Annotated in this window: 15 protein-coding genes (1 of these 15 only partly in view); 10 read left to right on the top strand and 5 right to left on the bottom strand. The window is 64.9% G+C overall.

The genetic code is table 11. The features are described from left to right. Positions 1 to 1,207, top strand: the 3' portion of a protein-coding gene (locus ABDK11_RS02605) for a peptidoglycan DD-metalloendopeptidase family protein (RefSeq protein WP_346838767.1). 179 nt of this gene lie to the left of the window's left edge; only the last 1,207 of its 1,386 coding nucleotides appear in the window; its start codon lies off the left edge, out of view; its stop codon occupies positions 1,205 to 1,207. An 18-nt stretch (positions 1,208 to 1,225) separates the two neighbouring features. Then, positions 1,226 to 2,335: an anhydro-N-acetylmuramic acid kinase gene (locus ABDK11_RS02600; RefSeq protein WP_346838766.1), complete on the top strand. Its 1,110-nt coding sequence runs from the start codon at positions 1,226 to 1,228 to the stop codon at positions 2,333 to 2,335. Positions 2,336 to 2,489: 154 nt separating this feature from the next. Here ABDK11_RS02600 and erpA read toward each other — a convergent pair whose 3' ends face one another. From erpA to argC, 4 genes are all read right to left on the bottom strand, one after another. After that, positions 2,490 to 2,843: an iron-sulfur cluster insertion protein ErpA gene (gene erpA, locus ABDK11_RS02595; protein ID WP_346838765.1), complete on the bottom strand. Its 354-nt coding sequence runs from the start codon at positions 2,841 to 2,843 to the stop codon at positions 2,490 to 2,492. Between the two features lie 154 nt (positions 2,844 to 2,997). Continuing rightward, entirely contained in the window at positions 2,998 to 3,408 is a 411-nt protein-coding gene (locus tag ABDK11_RS02590) for a polymer-forming cytoskeletal protein (RefSeq protein ID WP_346838764.1), read from the bottom strand. A 63-nt stretch (positions 3,409 to 3,471) separates the two neighbouring features. Further along, positions 3,472 to 4,215: a DUF6776 family protein gene (locus tag ABDK11_RS02585; protein WP_346838763.1), complete on the bottom strand. Its 744-nt coding sequence runs from the start codon at positions 4,213 to 4,215 to the stop codon at positions 3,472 to 3,474. 57 nt (positions 4,216 to 4,272) lie between these two features. Continuing rightward, entirely contained in the window at positions 4,273 to 5,319 is a 1,047-nt protein-coding gene (gene argC, locus ABDK11_RS02580; RefSeq protein ID WP_346838762.1) for an N-acetyl-gamma-glutamyl-phosphate reductase, read from the bottom strand. 105 nt (positions 5,320 to 5,424) lie between these two features. On the opposite strand from argC, the gene ABDK11_RS02575 reads away from it, so the two are divergent. The 6 genes from ABDK11_RS02575 to ABDK11_RS02550 all read left to right on the top strand — a co-directional run bounded on the left by ABDK11_RS02575 (position 5,425) and on the right by ABDK11_RS02550 (position 12,111). Beyond that, on the top strand, positions 5,425 to 7,230 hold the full coding sequence (locus ABDK11_RS02575; RefSeq protein ID WP_346838761.1) for a chloride channel protein: 1,806 nt from the start codon (positions 5,425 to 5,427) through the stop codon (positions 7,228 to 7,230). A 34-nt stretch (positions 7,231 to 7,264) separates the two neighbouring features. Then, positions 7,265 to 7,687: a protoporphyrinogen oxidase HemJ gene (gene hemJ, locus ABDK11_RS02570; protein WP_346838760.1), complete on the top strand. Its 423-nt coding sequence runs from the start codon at positions 7,265 to 7,267 to the stop codon at positions 7,685 to 7,687. A gap of 270 nt (positions 7,688 to 7,957) precedes the next feature. After that, positions 7,958 to 8,743 carry a hydroxymethylpyrimidine/phosphomethylpyrimidine kinase gene (locus ABDK11_RS02565; protein WP_346838759.1) on the top strand — a complete coding sequence of 262 codons (786 nt, stop codon included), beginning with the start codon at positions 7,958 to 7,960 and terminating at the stop codon, positions 8,741 to 8,743. A gap of 140 nt (positions 8,744 to 8,883) precedes the next feature. Continuing rightward, positions 8,884 to 10,164, top strand: a complete 1,281-nt coding sequence (hemL, locus tag ABDK11_RS02560) for a glutamate-1-semialdehyde 2,1-aminomutase (protein ID WP_346838758.1) — start codon at positions 8,884 to 8,886, stop codon at positions 10,162 to 10,164. 156 nt (positions 10,165 to 10,320) lie between these two features. Next, positions 10,321 to 11,493 (top strand): benzoate/H(+) symporter BenE family transporter, encoded by a 1,173-nt coding sequence (locus ABDK11_RS02555; protein ID WP_346838757.1) that lies wholly within the window; start codon positions 10,321 to 10,323, stop codon positions 11,491 to 11,493. Then, complete coding sequence (locus ABDK11_RS02550) at positions 11,494 to 12,111, top strand: GntR family transcriptional regulator (RefSeq protein WP_346838756.1); 618 nt, start codon at positions 11,494 to 11,496, stop codon at positions 12,109 to 12,111. It begins immediately after the preceding gene. Here ABDK11_RS02550 and ABDK11_RS02545 read toward each other — a convergent pair. Then, entirely contained in the window at positions 12,108 to 12,497 is a 390-nt protein-coding gene (locus tag ABDK11_RS02545; protein WP_346838755.1) for an MAPEG family protein, read from the bottom strand. The two genes, ABDK11_RS02550 and ABDK11_RS02545, sit on opposite strands and share 4 nt — an antisense overlap. Before the next feature lie 87 nt (positions 12,498 to 12,584). Between ABDK11_RS02545 and hemB the strand changes: the two genes are divergently transcribed. Together hemB and ABDK11_RS02535 are read left to right on the top strand one after the other, a co-directional pair. Continuing rightward, entirely contained in the window at positions 12,585 to 13,598 is a 1,014-nt protein-coding gene (gene hemB / locus ABDK11_RS02540; RefSeq protein ID WP_346838754.1) for a porphobilinogen synthase, read from the top strand. 193 nt (positions 13,599 to 13,791) lie between these two features. Next, positions 13,792 to 15,543, top strand: coding sequence for a cellulase family glycosylhydrolase (locus ABDK11_RS02535; protein ID WP_346838753.1), 1,752 nt, complete (start codon positions 13,792 to 13,794; stop codon positions 15,541 to 15,543). Positions 15,544 to 15,565: the final 22 nt, after the last annotated feature.

Genomic DNA, 15,565 nt, shown 5'->3' with positions numbered 1-15,565 from the left:
CGAGCCAATGGTGCCCGGTGCCGCGGCACACTCCGCGGCAGCGACCTCCGCGGCTGCCGCAGAGCCGCAGCAGACACTGCAGACAAAGACCCTGAAAGTGAAACAGGGCGACACCCTGTCCGACCTGTTCGAGCGCGCCGGCGTCAACACCGCCGAGATGTACCAGCTGCTGGCCAGCGGCGGCAAGGCCCGGCAACTGGCCGACCTGAATCCGGGCGAAAGCCTGACGTTTCGCACCGACCACAGCGGGGCGCTGCAGAACCTGGAACTGCACCGCGATGCCCTCAACCTCGAGGAATTCAGCCGCGGCGACAGCGGCGCCTTCAAGTACGCGCTGCACCAGCGTCAGCCGGAAAACTACACCGCCTACCGCAAGGCCGAGATCAAAAGCTCGCTGTTTGTCGCCGGTAGCGATGCCGGCCTGAGCGGCAACCTGATCATGGAAATGGCTGACGTGTTCAGTTCGGATATCGATTTCGCGCTCGATATCCGCAAGGGCGACAGCTTCGGCGTGATGTACGAGGAAAAATTCCTCGACGGCAAGAAAATCGGCAATGGCCCCATTCAGGCGGTCAGCTTTACCAACCGCGGAAAAACCTTCAACGCGGTGCGCTATGTGGATATCCACGGCGATGCCAACTACTACACCCCCGACGGCCGGAGCATGCGCAAGGCGTTTATCCGCACTCCGGTGGATTTCACCCGCATCAGCTCCAGCTACAACCCGCGTCGCCTGCACCCGATCTTCAAGACCCGTCGCCCGCACTATGGCACCGATTACGCCGCCCCCACCGGCACCCCGGTCTACGCCGCCGGCGACGGCCGCGTGGTCAAATCCGGCTATAGCAAGCCCAACGGCAACTACATCTTTATTCAACACGGCCAGCACTACATGACCCGCTACCTGCACCTGAGCAAACGCCGGGTCAAGACCGGCGATCGGGTCAAGCAGCGCCAGATCATCGGTAACGTGGGCTCCACCGGCTACGCCACCGGCCCGCACCTGCACTACGAGTTCCTGGTAAACGGCCAACACCGCAACCCGGCCACCATCGTCAGTAAGCTGCCCAAGGCCAAGTCGATTCCGAGTTCGGAGATGGACCGTTTCCGCACCCAGACGCAGCCGCTGCTCGCCCAGCTGGAAAATTATCAGCGCCCGGCCCTGGCCCAGCGCGACGACGACAGCGACAATAGCAGCGTCAATTAAACCAGCGGATCCGACTTCATGGCGGAGCTCTACATCGGGCTGATGTCCGGCACCAGCGTCGACTCGATCGACGCGGTGCTGGTGGAATTTGGCCAACAGGACCCGGTCGCGCCCAGCGTGCGCGCGGCCCTCGGGCACTCCATAGACCCCACCCTGCGCGAGGCGATTCTCGCCCTCTGTGCCCCCGGCCCCTCGGAACTCGATCGCGCCGGCCAGCTCGACCGCCAGATAGGCCAGGCTTTCGCCGAGGCCACACTGGCACTGCTCGAGCGCGCCGGCGTCGCCGCCGCGGAGGTGACCGCCATCGGCAGCCACGGCCAGACGGTGCGGCATCGCCCGCCGGGCAGCCTCAACTGGCCCTTCTCCCTGCAGATCGGCGACCCCAACACCATCGCCGCCCTAACCGGCATCACCACGGTGGCGGATTTTCGCCGCCGCGATATGGCACTGGGCGGTCAGGGCGCACCGCTGATGCCCGCCTTCCACCGCGCCGTATTCAGCAGCGAGCGCCACCGCGCCGTGGTCAATATCGGCGGCATGGCCAACATCACCGAACTGACACCAGACGGCGGCGTGCGCGGCTACGACACCGGGCCCGGCAATGCGCTGCTCGACTACTGGGTGGGACTGAATCTGGGCATGAGCTTCGACCGCGATGGCGCCTGGGCCGCCAGTGGCCGGGTGCAACCCGAACTGTTCGAGCGCCTGCAAGCCGCCCCCTACTTCGCCGCAGCAGCGCCCAAGAGCACCGGTCGCGAGACGTTCAATGCCGACTGGCTGGAACGCGCCCGCGCCGGTGTGGCGGCAACACCGGCCGATGTCCAGGCCACCCTGGCCGAGGTTACCGCGGCCAGTATCGCCGACGCGGCAACGCGCTTTGCCGGCGGCGGCGAGCTGCTGGTCTGCGGCGGCGGCGCCCGCAACAAGGACCTGCTCACGCGGTTGCGCCGGCGACTGCCGAACTGGAGCGTGACCACCACCGATGACTACGGCATCGATGCCGACTGGCTCGAAGCGGTGGGTTTTGCCTGGCTGGCGCGCCAGACCCTGCACGGGTTACCGGGTAACTGTCCGGCGGTGACCGGTGCCGAACGGGAAACGGTGCTGGGGGGGATCTATCCGGCGTGATGGCACGCTTGCGACCCGGCGCTCGGGGCCTCGGAGCTGAGTCACCCTACTGCGGCGCGCGCACCAGGTGCGTGGGGCGCACCTTATTCGACGGATGCAGGCTTTTCGAGAGTACGGACAAGACCGGGGAGACGCAGCACCCCGGGACGGGACGCTAGATAGAGAAGGAGGAGCCGCAGCCACAGGTGGAGGAGGCGTTGGGGTTCTGCACCACGAAGCGCGAGCCGGACAGGCCCTCCTCATAGTCGACGCTGGCGCCTACCAGATAGGGATAGCTCATGGCATCGACCAGCACCTGAATGCCGTCTTTATCGATCACCGCATCGTCTTCCGCCACCAGCTCATCGAAGGTAAAGCCGTACTGGAAACCGGAGCAGCCGCCGCCGGTCACGAATACGCGCAACTTCAGTTCCGGATTGCCCTCATCCTCCAGCAGGCTCTTGACCTTGGCCACGGCCCGCTCGGTGACAGCGACCGGCTCGGGAGAAAAGGAAACAGCTTCTGACATAGGTCTCTCTCAGTGAAACAGGCTGCACAAAAATCACGCAGGACGCAGCCCAGATGCCGCCATCTTGCTAAAACCAAGGAAATCAGTCAAGTATAGTGAAGCGGCGGGCCGCACGTAGTGCAGACCCGCCGGTCGGGGCGGGAACCGGAGAGGATTACTCGGCGTCGATGACGGTTTCGTCCGAGTACTCGATCATGCGCGGCTCGCCGGTATTTTCCATGTCCACATTGGACACCAGTGCGCCGTTGACCTGGGCACCCTTGACCATCTCGATCAGCTTGTAGTGGACATTGCCCTCGACCATCGCCTTGGTGCTCAGCTCCAGGTGGCGCGAGGCGTACACATTGCCTTTCACGTCGCCGTTGATCACCACGTGCGGTACGCGGATCTCGCCCTCGATCATGCCGCCCTCGACGATCTGCAGGCGGGCATCGCTGTCGCTGTGCGCGCTGACGTTACCGCGCACCCGGCCCTCGATCACCAGATTGCCACGGAAATGCATGTCGCCGGACACTTCGGTCTGGTTCGCAATCAGAGTAGTGTGGTTGCTGCCGGAGCTCGCCATAGTCTTAGCCTTTTCTTTCTTTCTTAACATAATTCACTCAAACCTCGTGGATCAGCGCGACGGCTAGCTTTTCTGCACCAGCCAGCCGTAACGCTGGTCGATATTGAAACCCTTGCGACCACCGGACTTGAGGGACAGCTCGACGCCTTCCGGCTCAAAGCCCTGGGGCAACTGTAGCTCCCCTTCAATATTCTGGAAGTATTTGAAGCGCAGGGGGATCGATTCGCTATCCACCTGCGCCGAGAGGGCGCTGAGCGGAAAGCGTTTTGGCTGTCCATCCTGACTGCCCACAACGGTGAAGGTGGCATGCCCCGTCACGACGTTGTGTCGCGTCGCCGATTGCTGCACCAGTAGCTTGAACTGGAAACGCCGCGGATCGGTCGTCTGCGAAATACTGAAGCGGCCGATGGAAACGCCATCGCTGCCGTCGGCGGGCGCCATCAGGCCCCGGTAGAAAGAGATTTCCTGCTTGAGCTCGGCGATGCGGTCATCTTTCGCCACCAGCTCTGCGCGCACCTTCTCACCGGCCTTCTGCCCGATGGTCAGGGACTGCTCTGCGGTAATCGCGCGCTGACGCAGCGACTCGTTGTCCGCGTGCAGCTTGTCGAGCTGCTTCTGCGCATAGGTGAAGTCCCGGCTTTTCTGGTCGAGTGTCTGCCGCAGGTGGTGCTGACCGGCGTAAAAGGCCGCGGCGGTGGTCGTCAGCACCAGCAGCGCCACCCCAACGATCGACAGGGGGCCCCAGAACGGGCGATGGGGTACCACTTTCATGCGGTACTGCTTGCTGCCTTTTACTTTGCGCGCCATGGAATCCGTTGTTTTGTTATCTGTTTAGTCGGTAGTTGGTGGTATTTGCCGCCGATTTTAAGGCAGCAGCGCGGGGCTCTCCAGCCCCTGTGTCTCATTTAGGCCAAACATGATGTTCATGTTCTGCACCGCCTGCGCCGACGCCCCCTTGGCCAGGTTGTCGATCACCGACATGACCACAAGGGTATCGCGCCCCTGGGGCTGCTGCAGTGCGATACGACACACATTGGTGCCGCGGACACTGCGCGTCTGCGGGTGACTGCCCGCCGGCAACACGTCGACAAACGCCTCGTCGGCGTAGCGCTCCTCGAACAGGCGCTGCAGCGCCTCGACACTCTGCCCGTCCGCCAGCGGCGCAAACAGGGTGGCGTGGATACCGCGCACCATCGGCAACAGGTGCGGCACAAACGTCACCTGCGCCGGCGCGGCATCCTGCGGCTGGGCGCGGCGCAGCCCCTGTTCAATCTCCGGCAGATGGCGGTGGCCGCCGGCGGCATAGGCGCGGAAATTGTCACTGTTCTCGGCGAACAGCAGTTCCGTCTTGCCCTGGCGCCCGGCGCCACTGGCACCGCTGGCGGCACTGGCGATCAGCTGCGTCGCGTCTACCGCGCCGCGCTCCAGCAACGGAATCCAGCCCAGCTGAATCGCGGTCGGGTAACAGCCCGGGCAGGCCACCAGCTGCGCGCCGGCGATCGCCGCGCGGTTCACCTCCGGCAGTCCGTAGACCGCCTGCGCCGCCAGTTCCGGCGCCACGTGGGGCTGGCCGTACCAGTGCTCCCAGGTGGGAATGTCCTGCAGACGGAAATCCGCCGACAGGTCGATCACGCGCACGCCGCGCCGCACCAGCTCCGGTACCTGGGCCTGGGCTACGCCATGGGGTGTGGCGAAAAACACCAGGTCGCAACCCGCCAGCAGCTCTGTATCCGGTTCGCAAAAGGCGAGATTGCAGTGACCTCGCAGGCTCGGGAAAAGTTCCGCCACCGGGGTGCCAGCCAGTGCGCGAGACGTGATCGCGGTGAGCTCCGCCTGCGGGTGCGCCGCGATCAGGCGCATCAACTCCACTCCGGTGTAGCCGGTACCTCCGACGATTGCTACCTTGATCACTTTGCTCCTGCCCTCCTGCTCGGCACGGCCGCCGCTTACGGCCGCTTCCTCTGTATAATCAGGCGAGCAACTCTAACACAAGCTTCTGCCCGATAAGGATGTGCGGTGTCAAAAGGCCCCCGGCAAGCGCCCCCCAAATCCCCGTGGCCCATTCGCGAGCGCGGCCTGGAGAAGCTGCGCCTGCAGCTCGCCTCCCAGGATGCGCTGGCGCCGCTGCTGGTGATGGCACTGCTGACCGGCGCCTGTGCCGGCATTGTCACCGTGGCCTTTCGCTTCGCCAGCGAGTGGCCGGCGCGGCTATTCCTGTCGGCGCCGGACCATTTCGAATCCCTGCCGCACCTGTGGCGCTTCGCCCTGCCGGTATTCAGCGCCCTGCTGCTCGGCGCCATCTTCGAACTGCTCAAGCCCAGCCGGCGACAAGTGGGCGTCGTGCACGTGCTCGACCGCCTGCACAATCACCAGGCACAAATGCCGCCGCTCAACGCGCTGGTACAGTTCGTTGCCGGAGCCGCCACACTGCTCGGCGGCCACTCGGTGGGCCGCGAGGGGCCCTCGGTCCACCTGGGCGCCGCCAGCGGCAGCTGGGTGGCGCACAAGCTGAAGCTGCCCAACAACTCCGCGCGCAGCCTGCTGGGGTGCGGCGTCGCCGCCGCCATCGCCGCCTCGTTCAACACACCGCTCGCGGGCGTGGTTTTCGCCATGGAAGTGGTAATGCTGGAATATTCGGTCACCGGCTTCCTGCCGGTGATACTGGCCGCAGTGGCCGGCAGTGCCGTAACGCAGTTGGCGTTCGGCAGCGAACCGATCTTCAATGTCCCTTCCATCCGCCTCAATTCGATGTCAGAGCTGCCGGTGCTGCTGCTGTGCGCCGTCGTGATCGGCGTGCTCGCCGCCCTGTTTATCTACGTGCAGCGCCGCATTGCGCCGCTGCAGCAGCGCTCGCCGCTGGCCCGCTTCCTCGCTGTCGGCCTGGTGACCGGCACCCTCGGCATCTGGGTGCCGGAAATCCTCGGTGCTGGCTACGACACCCTGGGCCTGGCAATGATGGGCAAACTCGGGCTCGCGTCACTGCTGGCGATCACCGCCGCCAAACTGGTCGCCACTTCTTTTGGCAGCGCGCTGGGGATCCCCGGCGGCGTTATCGGCCCCAGCCTGGTCCTCGGCGCCTGCCTCGGAGGCATTGCCGGGGCGCTGACCAATCTGTGGCTGGGCAGTAATACCGCCAGCCCGGGCTTTTACGCCATGGTGGGCATGGCGGCGATGATGGCGGCGCTGTTGAACGCGCCGCTGGCGGCGCTGCTGGCGATTCTCGAACTGACCTACAACCCCAATGTACTGTTCGCCGGCATGATGATGATCGTGGTCGCCTGCCTGGTGTGCCGCTATTTCTTCGGCACCGAGGGTGTCTTCCAGGAAACCCTGCGCGCACTGGACAAGAGCGGCACCCCCAGCTGGCGCCAGCAGATGCTGAATCGTATCGGCGTCGCCAGTGTCATGGAGCGGCGCTTCGTGGTCTCGGCGCGGCGGGTCGGTGAAACCGCGGCCGGGCGGCTGATCGAGCAGCATCCGCAATGGATACTCATCGACCTCCCGGACGAACCGGCGCCGCAAGTGCTGCGTGCCGCCGACCTCGCGAGTTTCCTGCAGCGCCGCCGCGAGGCGCGCTCCGAGGCGGCCGAAGAAGGTCAGGAAGCGCAGCCACCGGAGGATATCGACCTGCTCAAGCTGCCCGGCGAGCGCCACCAGCCGGCACCGCTGAATTGGCGCTCAACCCTACTGGAAGCCCAGCAAAAGCTTGAGAAAACCGGCGCCGACGCCCTCTATATCAACCGCGGCTACGGTGGCGCACTGGACAACAATGCTGCCGGCATTATCCTGCCTCAGGATATCGACAACTTTTACCGAAAATAACGCTTATTGCGCCATTTCCACCGAGGGGGATTCCATGCTGTGGGTCAAAGCTTTTCACCTGGTCGCCGTGGTGTGCTGGTTCGCCGCACTCTTCTACCTGCCGCGACTGTTCGTCTACCATGTAGATGCCACCGATGCCGTCAGCCGCGACCGCTTCTGCATCATGGAGCGCCGCCTCTACCGCGGTATCGCCATGCCATCGATGATTGCCACCATCGCACTGGGTATCTGGCTGGCCAGCTTCAACTGGGATTACTACAAGACCGCCGGCTGGTTCCACGCCAAGCTGCTGCTGGTGGTCCTGCTGATCGGCTACCACCATATGTGCGGCGCCTACGTGCGCAAATTTGCCAACGGCACCATCACCAAGAGCGGCCGCTACTTCCGTATCTTCAACGAGCTGCCGGTTCTCGCGTTGATCGCCATCGCCATACTCGCCGTGGTCAAACCCTTCTAGCGCGCTGAATGGTGGCGGTAAAAGGGCCCTCACGGCCTCTTACCGACCGGGTTTTCGGCCTCCGTCCGCAAACCCGCCAGCACAAATGAGGTACTGACGTGCTCGATTTGCGCGCCCGGCCGTGCGTGAACGGGCTTACAGGCCGCTGAATATAATTGCCCGGCGTTTGGCTAATCGGCGCGTCATCATGCGGCCCCGGCGGGCGCAAAGGTCTAGAATGTAAAGACTCTTAACCCCGTCCACGCCGCCAGGAGCCCGCTCGCTTCAGCCATGGATACCCGCCAGCCCGTCGTCCTCACAGTTACCCACCACGACCCCAGCGGCAGTGCCGGCATTACTGCCGATACCGAAACCGCGGTCAGCCTTGGCTGCCACTGCACCTCGGTGGTCTCCGCAATCAGTGTCGGTGATACCGGGGAGCTGCTGGGTATTGCCCCGGTAGAAGACAGCCTGCTGGTGGAGCAGGCCCGCGCCGTGCTCGAGGATATGCCGGTGGCGGCGATCAAAGTGGGTTACCTGGGCTCGGTGGAAAACGTGCGCGCACTGCACAGTGTGCTGCGCGACTACCCGAACATTCCGGTCATCATCGATCCGGACGCCACGCTCGCCGACAAGGAGAGTCTGCTGGCGCCGCCGCTGTGGGAGGCCATGAGCTCATTGCTGCTGCCCCACGCCACCATGGCCTGCCCCAACCGCCGTGAGGCCTGCGCCATGGCGCTGGAGGCGGATGTTATCGACGCCATGGCCCAGGAGTTACTGGAGAGCGGCTGCCGCTACCTGCTGCTGACCGGTGTGCCGCGCGAGCAGCAGCTGGAAAACCGCCTTTACGACGAGCGCGGCCTGATCCGCCAGTTCCACTGGGAGCGCCTGCCGCCGGCCGCCTACGGCACCTGCGGAACGCTGGCCACCGCCATCGCCTGCCATATCGCCCACGGCCTGACCGTGATCGAAGCGGTCAGCCGCAGCCAGCAGTTCACCTGGAGCGCCATCGCGGACAGCCGCCGGCTGGGGATGGGGCGGCCGGTTCCGAACCGGCTGTTCTGGGCCAAGCGCTGATTCGGAAATCCTGACTTCCCGGCCCACTCCGGCGTGTGCCGCGCAATGCCGCACCACCAGGCCGACCGAGGCCACGTTGTAGCAACCGCCCAAGGCCGCGATAATAGCCCGCCAAATTCCCCAACTATTCCCGAGTCGATATGAGCAAATCCGAGCAACTCTTCGCCGAAGCGCAGCAATTTATTCCGGGTGGCGTCAACTCCCCGGTGCGCGCCTTCCGCGCGGTCGGCGGTACGCCGCTGTTTATCGAGCGCGCCGAGGGCGCCTACCTGTATGACGCCGACGGCAAGCGCTATATCGACTATGTGCAGTCCTGGGGCCCGATGGTGCTGGGCCACGCGCATCCGGACGTCATCGAGGCTGTGGTCGAACAGGCCCAGTCCGGGCTCAGCTTCGGCGCTCCCACCGAGCTGGAAACCGAATTGGCAGAGGAGCTGTGCCGCCTGTGGCCGAACATGGACCTGGTGCGCTTCGTCAACTCCGGGACCGAAGCCACCATGAGCGCCATCCGCCTGGCGCGCGGCTATACCGGCCGCGACAAGATCGTGAAATTCGAGGGTTGCTACCACGGCCACTCCGACTCATTGCTGGTCAAGGCCGGCTCCGGGGCGCTGACCATGGGCGTGCCGTCCTCGCCAGGTGTGCCGGCATCGCTGGCCGACCACACCATCACGCTGTCCTACAACGATGCCGACGGCGTGCGGAAGTGTTTCGACGAAATCGGCGACCAGATCGCCTGCATCATCGTCGAACCGGTGGCGGGCAATATGAACTGTATTCCGCCGCTGCCCGGCTTCCTGGAAACATTGCGCGAAGTCTGCGACCAGCACGGTGCAGTGCTGATTCTCGATGAGGTGATGACCGGTTTCCGCGTCAGCCTGACCGGCGCCCAGGGCCATTACGGGATCGAAGCGGACCTGACCACCCTCGGCAAGGTGATCGGCGGCGGCATGCCGGTGGGCGCCTTCGGCGGCAAGCGCGAGATCATGGAGCAGATCGCCCCGCTGGGCCCGGTCTACCAGGCCGGCACCCTGTCCGGCAACCCAGTGGCCATGGTCGCCGGCCTCGAGACCCTGCAGCTGATCCAGCAACCGGGGCTGTATGAGCAACTCAATGCCAAGACCGAGCGCCTCGTGGAAGGTGTGCTGGCGGCGGCCAGAGAAGCCGGTATCCCCCTGACCGCCAACCGCGCCGGCAGTATGTTCGGCTTCTTCTTCACCGACGCCGAGCAGGTGAGCAACTACCAGCAGGTCATGGCCTGCGACACCGAGCGCTTCAACCGTTTCTTCCACGGCATGCTCGACGAGGGGGTCTACCTGGCGCCGGCCTCCTACGAAGCCGGCTTCATGTCTGCGGCCCACAGCGACGAGGATATCGAAGAGACCATCGCCGCCGCGCGCCGGGTCTTCGCCAGCCTCTGATTCTGCACTTCGCAGCGCCCGCGCCCCGCGCGGGTGGCTGCCTCCACCAATCTACGCCTGAAACAGCACTTTTCACGCCATCGCCCTCCGCGTCCATTGCCCCGCCTTTCATTCTCCTTTATAAAAATGTATACATTTTTTATTGAGGTATACATTGTGCAACGCTCCTTCTGGTCCGATGCCAGTCTGTCCGCGATCAGTGCCGGCTTTGTCGCCGTGCTGGTGGGCTTCGCCAGTTCCGTCGCCATCGTCTTCGAAGCGGCCCGCACCACCGGCGCCGGCGAGGCAGAGATGATCTCCTGGATCGGCGCCCTGGGTCTGGGCATGGGCCTCACCTGTATCGCGTTTTCCTGGTACTACCGGGCACCGGTGATTACCGCCTGGTCCACCCCCGGCGCCGCGCTGCTGGCCACCAGCCTCGTCGGCGTGCCCATGGGCGACGCCCTGGGGGCCTTCCTGTTCAGCGGCCTGCTGACACTGTTGCTGGGCCTGTCTGGCGCCTTTGAAAAGGTCATGCGACACATCCCCACCCCCATCGCCAGCGCCATGCTGGCCGGTATCCTCGTACAGTTCGGCCTCTCGGTATTCACGTCGCTGCAGACCAGCCCACTGCTGGTCGGCGCCATGCTACTGGCCTACCTGGCCGGCCGGCGCTGGCTGCCGCGCTACGCGATCATCCTTGTTTTATTGGTAGGTTTTGGCGCCAGCTGGCTGCTGGGGCTGATGGAGTTTGGGCAGGTGCACTGGGCCCTGAGCAAGCCCGTGTGGGTGACGCCATCATTCGACTCCGCGACCATGCTGGGGGTCGGCCTGCCGCTGTTTATCGTCACCATGACCTCGCAGAATATTCCCGGCGTCGCCACCCTGCGCGCCAGCGGCTACACGCGGGTGCCGGTGTCGCCAGTGATCAGCGGCACCGGGCTGACCTCCCTGCTGCTGACGCCGTTCGGCGGCTACGCGTTCAACCTGGCCGCGATCACCGCCGCCATCTGCACCGGCCCCGAAGCCCACGCGGACCCGGCCAAGCGCTATACCGCCGGTATCGCCGCCGGGGTCTTCTACCTGCTAATGGGACTTTTCGGCGCCAGCCTGGTGGCGCTGTTCGGCGCCTTTCCGCGCGCGCTGGTAGCCAGCCTTGCCGGACTCGCGCTGATCGGTACCATCGGCACCAGCCTGGAGGGTGCCACCCGCAACCCGGAGCGCCGCGAGGCGGCGCTGATCACCTTCCTGATTACCGCGTCCGGCGCCGCCTTCTTCGGCATCGGCGCCGCTTTCTGGGGGCTGGTCGGCGGGTTGCTGAGCGACTGGATTTTTCGGCGGGGAAACTGAGTGAGTGTTTACGATCGGATCAAAACAGACCTGGTGGCGGGGCACCTTGCCGCGGGCAGTGCACTCACGCAAACGGAGCTGGCGGAGCGCTACGGCGTCAGCCGCATCCCGGTGCGGGATGCCCTGCAGCGGCTGAAAAGTGAGGGCTGGCTCGCGCCCCACGGCAAACGCGGCGTGGCCGTGCCGCGCTTCGATGCACTCGAAGTGGAGGATCTCTACCTGATGCGCACACGCCTCGAACCGCTGCTACTGCAGTTTGCCGCGGGCAGACTCAGTGGCGAAACACTCGGCCGCGCGCGGGACATTCTCGACCGCATGGAGCGGGAGGCGGATCTGCCGGCAGAGGCGATCGGCGAACTGAACTGGCAGTTCCACGCCTGCCTCTACCAAGCCGCGAAGCACCCCACCCTGTTCGCGGCGGTGGAACAACTGAACCGCCAGTACCAGCGCTATATCGGCTACCAGGCGCGCAGTCTCGACTACCAGCACACCAGTCAGCGCGAACACTACGCAATGCTCGAAGCATTGCGGCGCGGCGAGGGCGACGCCGCGGCGGCACTGTTGGAACAGCATATCGCCACGGCCGGCCGCACTCTGGTGGCCTATCTACGCGGTTAGACTGCAGCCAGCGCCGCCATAATCAGCAGCCCCAGACAGCTGAAAAAGCCGGCGAACCAGAACAGCGAGCGGGCACTGCCCCAGTCCCTCAGATAACAGACGCTGTAGAACAGCCGCGCCAGCACGAAAGCCACCGACAGGCCGGAAAGCCACAACTCCGGTACCCCGGCGGCGATCGCGGCAAAGACGCCGGCCAGGAAGGCCGGCAGGGCCTCGAAGCTGTTGCGCTGGGCCCAATCGGCACGCTGCGACAATCCCCGCTGTTTTTCCAGGTATTCCCGCGGGGCCAGGTTGTTGTAGCGCCCCTGTCCCGTGGCCTTCGCGATTGCCCCGAGTACCGGCGGCATCAGCACCGCCAGCAACAGACACCAGAATGCTATCGCCATCAAATTCACTCCATTTGTTATCATTGCCGCCAGCTTAGCCGCAGCATCGCGCTCGCGGCAAAACCTTTCCACCCGGAGTGAGTACCCATGAGTGTCAGCCTTCAGCGTGGCAGCTACCCCAATACCCGCCTGCGTCGCCTGCGCGCACAAGACTTTTCCCGCCGTCTGGTACGCGAGAACACCCTCACCTGCGACGACCTGATCCTGCCGCTGTTCGTCATCGAGGGGCGCGGCGAGCGCCAGCAGGTAGCGTCCATGCCCGGTGTCGAGCGCCTGAGTGTCGATCTGCTGGCACAGAAGGCCAGGGACCTGGTGGCGCTGGGGATTCCCGCGGTGGCGCTGTTCCCGGTGGTCGATCCGGCACACAAGTCCGACGACGCCCGCGCCGCCTACGATGCCGACGGCTTGGCGCAGCGCGCCGTGCGCGCGCTCAAGAACTCCGTACCGGAACTGGGCGTGATCACCGATGTGGCCCTCGACCCCTTCACCAGCCACGGCCAGGACGGCCTGATGGACGAGCGTGGCTATATCGTCAACGACGATACCGTCGAAGTGCTGGTGCAGCAGGCCCTGTCCCACGCCGCCGCCGGCGCCGACGTGGTGGCGCCGTCGGACATGATGGACGGGCGCATCGGCGCGATCCGTACCGCGCTGGAACGCGACGGTCAGGTCAACACGCTGATCATGTCCTACGCGGCCAAATACGCGTCCGCGTACTACGGCCCCTTCCGCGACGCGGTGGGCTCGGCCGGCAACCTGAAGGGCGGCAGCAAAGCCAGCTACCAGATGGATCCGGCCAATTCCGACGAGGCGCTGCACGAGTGCGCACTCGATATCCAGGAGGGCGCCGACATGATCATGGTCAAGCCGGGCATGCCGTATCTGGACGTGGTGCGCCGCGTGAAGGATGAGCTCAAGGTGCCCACTTTCGCCTACCAGGTCAGCGGCGAGTACGCGATGCACTGCGCCGCCTTCGCCAACGGCTGGCTCAACCGCGAGGCAATCATTCTCGAGTCGCTGCTCGGCTTCAAGCGCGCCGGCGCCGATGGCGTGTTGACCTACTTCGCTGAAGAGGCGGCAAAGCTGCTGCAGGACGCCTGATTCCCGGCGGGCCCGGACTCTCCCGGGCCCGTCTCACTCTCCCTCCATCGACCTTCCCGTTTTCACCCCACGCCCACCTTCGCAGCCACCGCCAAAGTGGGACGAAGCCGGCCGCACACTGCGGCAGGATTTATCTTCCGCCAGTTTGCGCGGACGTCAGTACGGCGATTGTGACGCGAGTGAGAGAACGATAATGAGAACAAAACTGATCGCGGCCCTGCTCGCACAGGGCCTCAGTGGCGCGGCCGCAGCGGATGGATTCCTGCGCGCCGACGGGCAGCAGATTGTCGATGGCAGCGGCGCACCGGTGATACTGCGCGGGATGGGCCTCGGCGGCTGGATGCTGCAGGAAGGCTATATGCTCAAGCTGGGCGAGTTCGGCCAGCAGCATGTGATCCGCCGCAAGATCGAGGATCTGATCGGGCCCGAGCGCACCGGGGAATTCTACCGCGCCTGGCGCGCCAACCACCTGCGCGAGGAAGACATCAAGGCGCTGGCAGGCTGGGGCTACAACTCGGTGCGCCTGCCGATGCACTACAACCTGTACACACTGCCGGTGGCGCAGGAACCAGTGGCCGGGGAAAACACCTGGCTCGATACCGGCTTCGAGTTGACCGACCAGCTGCTCGCCTGGTGCAAGAAATACCACCTGTACCTGATTCTCGACCTGCACGCCGCGCCCGGCGGCCAGGGCAATGACCTCGCCATCTCCGATCGCGACCCGAACAAACCGTCGTTGTGGGACAGCGCCGCCAACCGCGCCAAGACCGTGGCCCTGTGGCGCAAACTGGCCGCGCGCTACAAGAACGAGCCAAACATCGCCGCCTATGACCTGATCAACGAGCCCAACTGGGGCTTCAGCGCCAGCGGTGATGCGCACGGCTGCGGCGAACAGGCCAACTGGCCGCTGCGCCAGCTTTACCTGGACATCACCGCGGCGATCCGCGCCGAGGATCAACGGCATATGCTGGTCATTGAAGGCAACTGCTGGGGCAACAACTACGCCAGCGTGCTGCCGCCCTGGGACGCCAATATGGCGCTCAGCTTCCACAAATACTGGAACAACAACGACCGCGCCAGCATCGCCGACAAACTGGCGCTGCGCGAACGCTACGACGTGCCGCTGTGGCTGGGGGAATCCGGCGAGAACTCCAACGCCTGGTTTGCCGATGCGATCGAACTGGTGGAGGGGCAAGGTATCGGCTGGGCCTTCTGGCCGTTGAAAAAGATCGGCTTCAACAACCCGCTGGAGATAACGCCCAATCCCGGCTACCGGAAACTGCTCGCCTACTGGAAAGACGGCGGCCCCAAACCCTCGCCGGAAGAGGCCTACGCGGCGTTGATGCAGCTGGCGCGCGAGGATATCCGCTTCGCCAACAATCGGCAGCACATCGATGTCGTCGACGCCATGCTGCGCCAGCCGCATAGCGACAGCACCCGTCCGTTCCGCACGCACAAGGTCGGCGCCGCCGGTGCCATCATCAGTGCTGCGGACTACGACCTCGGCCGACCGGGGCGCGCCTACGCCGACACTGACCTGGCCAACTACCACGTCAGCACTGGCGGGCCGCGCACACCGTGGAATCGCGGGCGCATCTATCGCAATGACGGCGTCGATCTGGCCGCCACCGACGACGGCAACATCGTGGTCACGGACATGGCCGCCGGGGAGTGGCTGCAGTACACGCTGCAAGTGGTCCGCACCGGTCGCTATCGCATCACCGCACTGCTCGACAATGCCGACGCAGACACCGCACTGTCGGTCAGCGCCGGTGACAGCGCCACCGAACTGCACGCAGCGCAGCTGGCCAATCGCAACGATATCGCACCCGCGCGTACACAGCCGTCCGCCACCATCGAACTACAAAAAGGCACACAGAAGATCCGCATCAAAGTCGAGTCCGGCGCACCGGCCCTGCGTCAGCTGCGCATCGAACCGCTGTAAACCTGCACTGCTCCGGGTGCGG

Source organism: Microbulbifer sp. SAOS-129_SWC (assembly GCF_039696035.1).
GTDB lineage: Bacteria > Pseudomonadota > Gammaproteobacteria > Pseudomonadales > Cellvibrionaceae > Microbulbifer.
Note: the sequence above shows the minus strand (reverse complement) of the source record. Positions and strands in the feature narration are given on the sequence as shown.

What these genes read in the sequence shown, in the direction of transcription:
- ABDK11_RS02600 (WP_346838766.1), top strand. Translation starts at nt 1,226, where the DNA reads ATGGCGGAGCTCTACATCGGGCTGATGTCCGGCACCAGCGTCGACTCG.
- erpA (WP_346838765.1), bottom strand. Translation starts at nt 2,843, where the DNA reads ATGTCAGAAGCTGTTTCCTTTTCTCCCGAGCCGGTCGCTGTCACCGAG.
- ABDK11_RS02590 (WP_346838764.1), bottom strand. Translation starts at nt 3,408, where the DNA reads ATGGCGAGCTCCGGCAGCAACCACACTACTCTGATTGCGAACCAGACC.
- ABDK11_RS02585 (WP_346838763.1), bottom strand. Translation starts at nt 4,215, where the DNA reads ATGGCGCGCAAAGTAAAAGGCAGCAAGCAGTACCGCATGAAAGTGGTA.
- hemJ (WP_346838760.1), top strand. Translation starts at nt 7,265, where the DNA reads ATGCTGTGGGTCAAAGCTTTTCACCTGGTCGCCGTGGTGTGCTGGTTC.
- ABDK11_RS02565 (WP_346838759.1), top strand. Translation starts at nt 7,958, where the DNA reads ATGGATACCCGCCAGCCCGTCGTCCTCACAGTTACCCACCACGACCCC.
- hemL (WP_346838758.1), top strand. Translation starts at nt 8,884, where the DNA reads ATGAGCAAATCCGAGCAACTCTTCGCCGAAGCGCAGCAATTTATTCCG.
- ABDK11_RS02545 (WP_346838755.1), bottom strand. Translation starts at nt 12,497, where the DNA reads ATGGCGATAGCATTCTGGTGTCTGTTGCTGGCGGTGCTGATGCCGCCG.
- hemB (WP_346838754.1), top strand. Translation starts at nt 12,585, where the DNA reads ATGAGTGTCAGCCTTCAGCGTGGCAGCTACCCCAATACCCGCCTGCGT.
- ABDK11_RS02535 (WP_346838753.1), top strand. Translation starts at nt 13,792, where the DNA reads ATGAGAACAAAACTGATCGCGGCCCTGCTCGCACAGGGCCTCAGTGGC.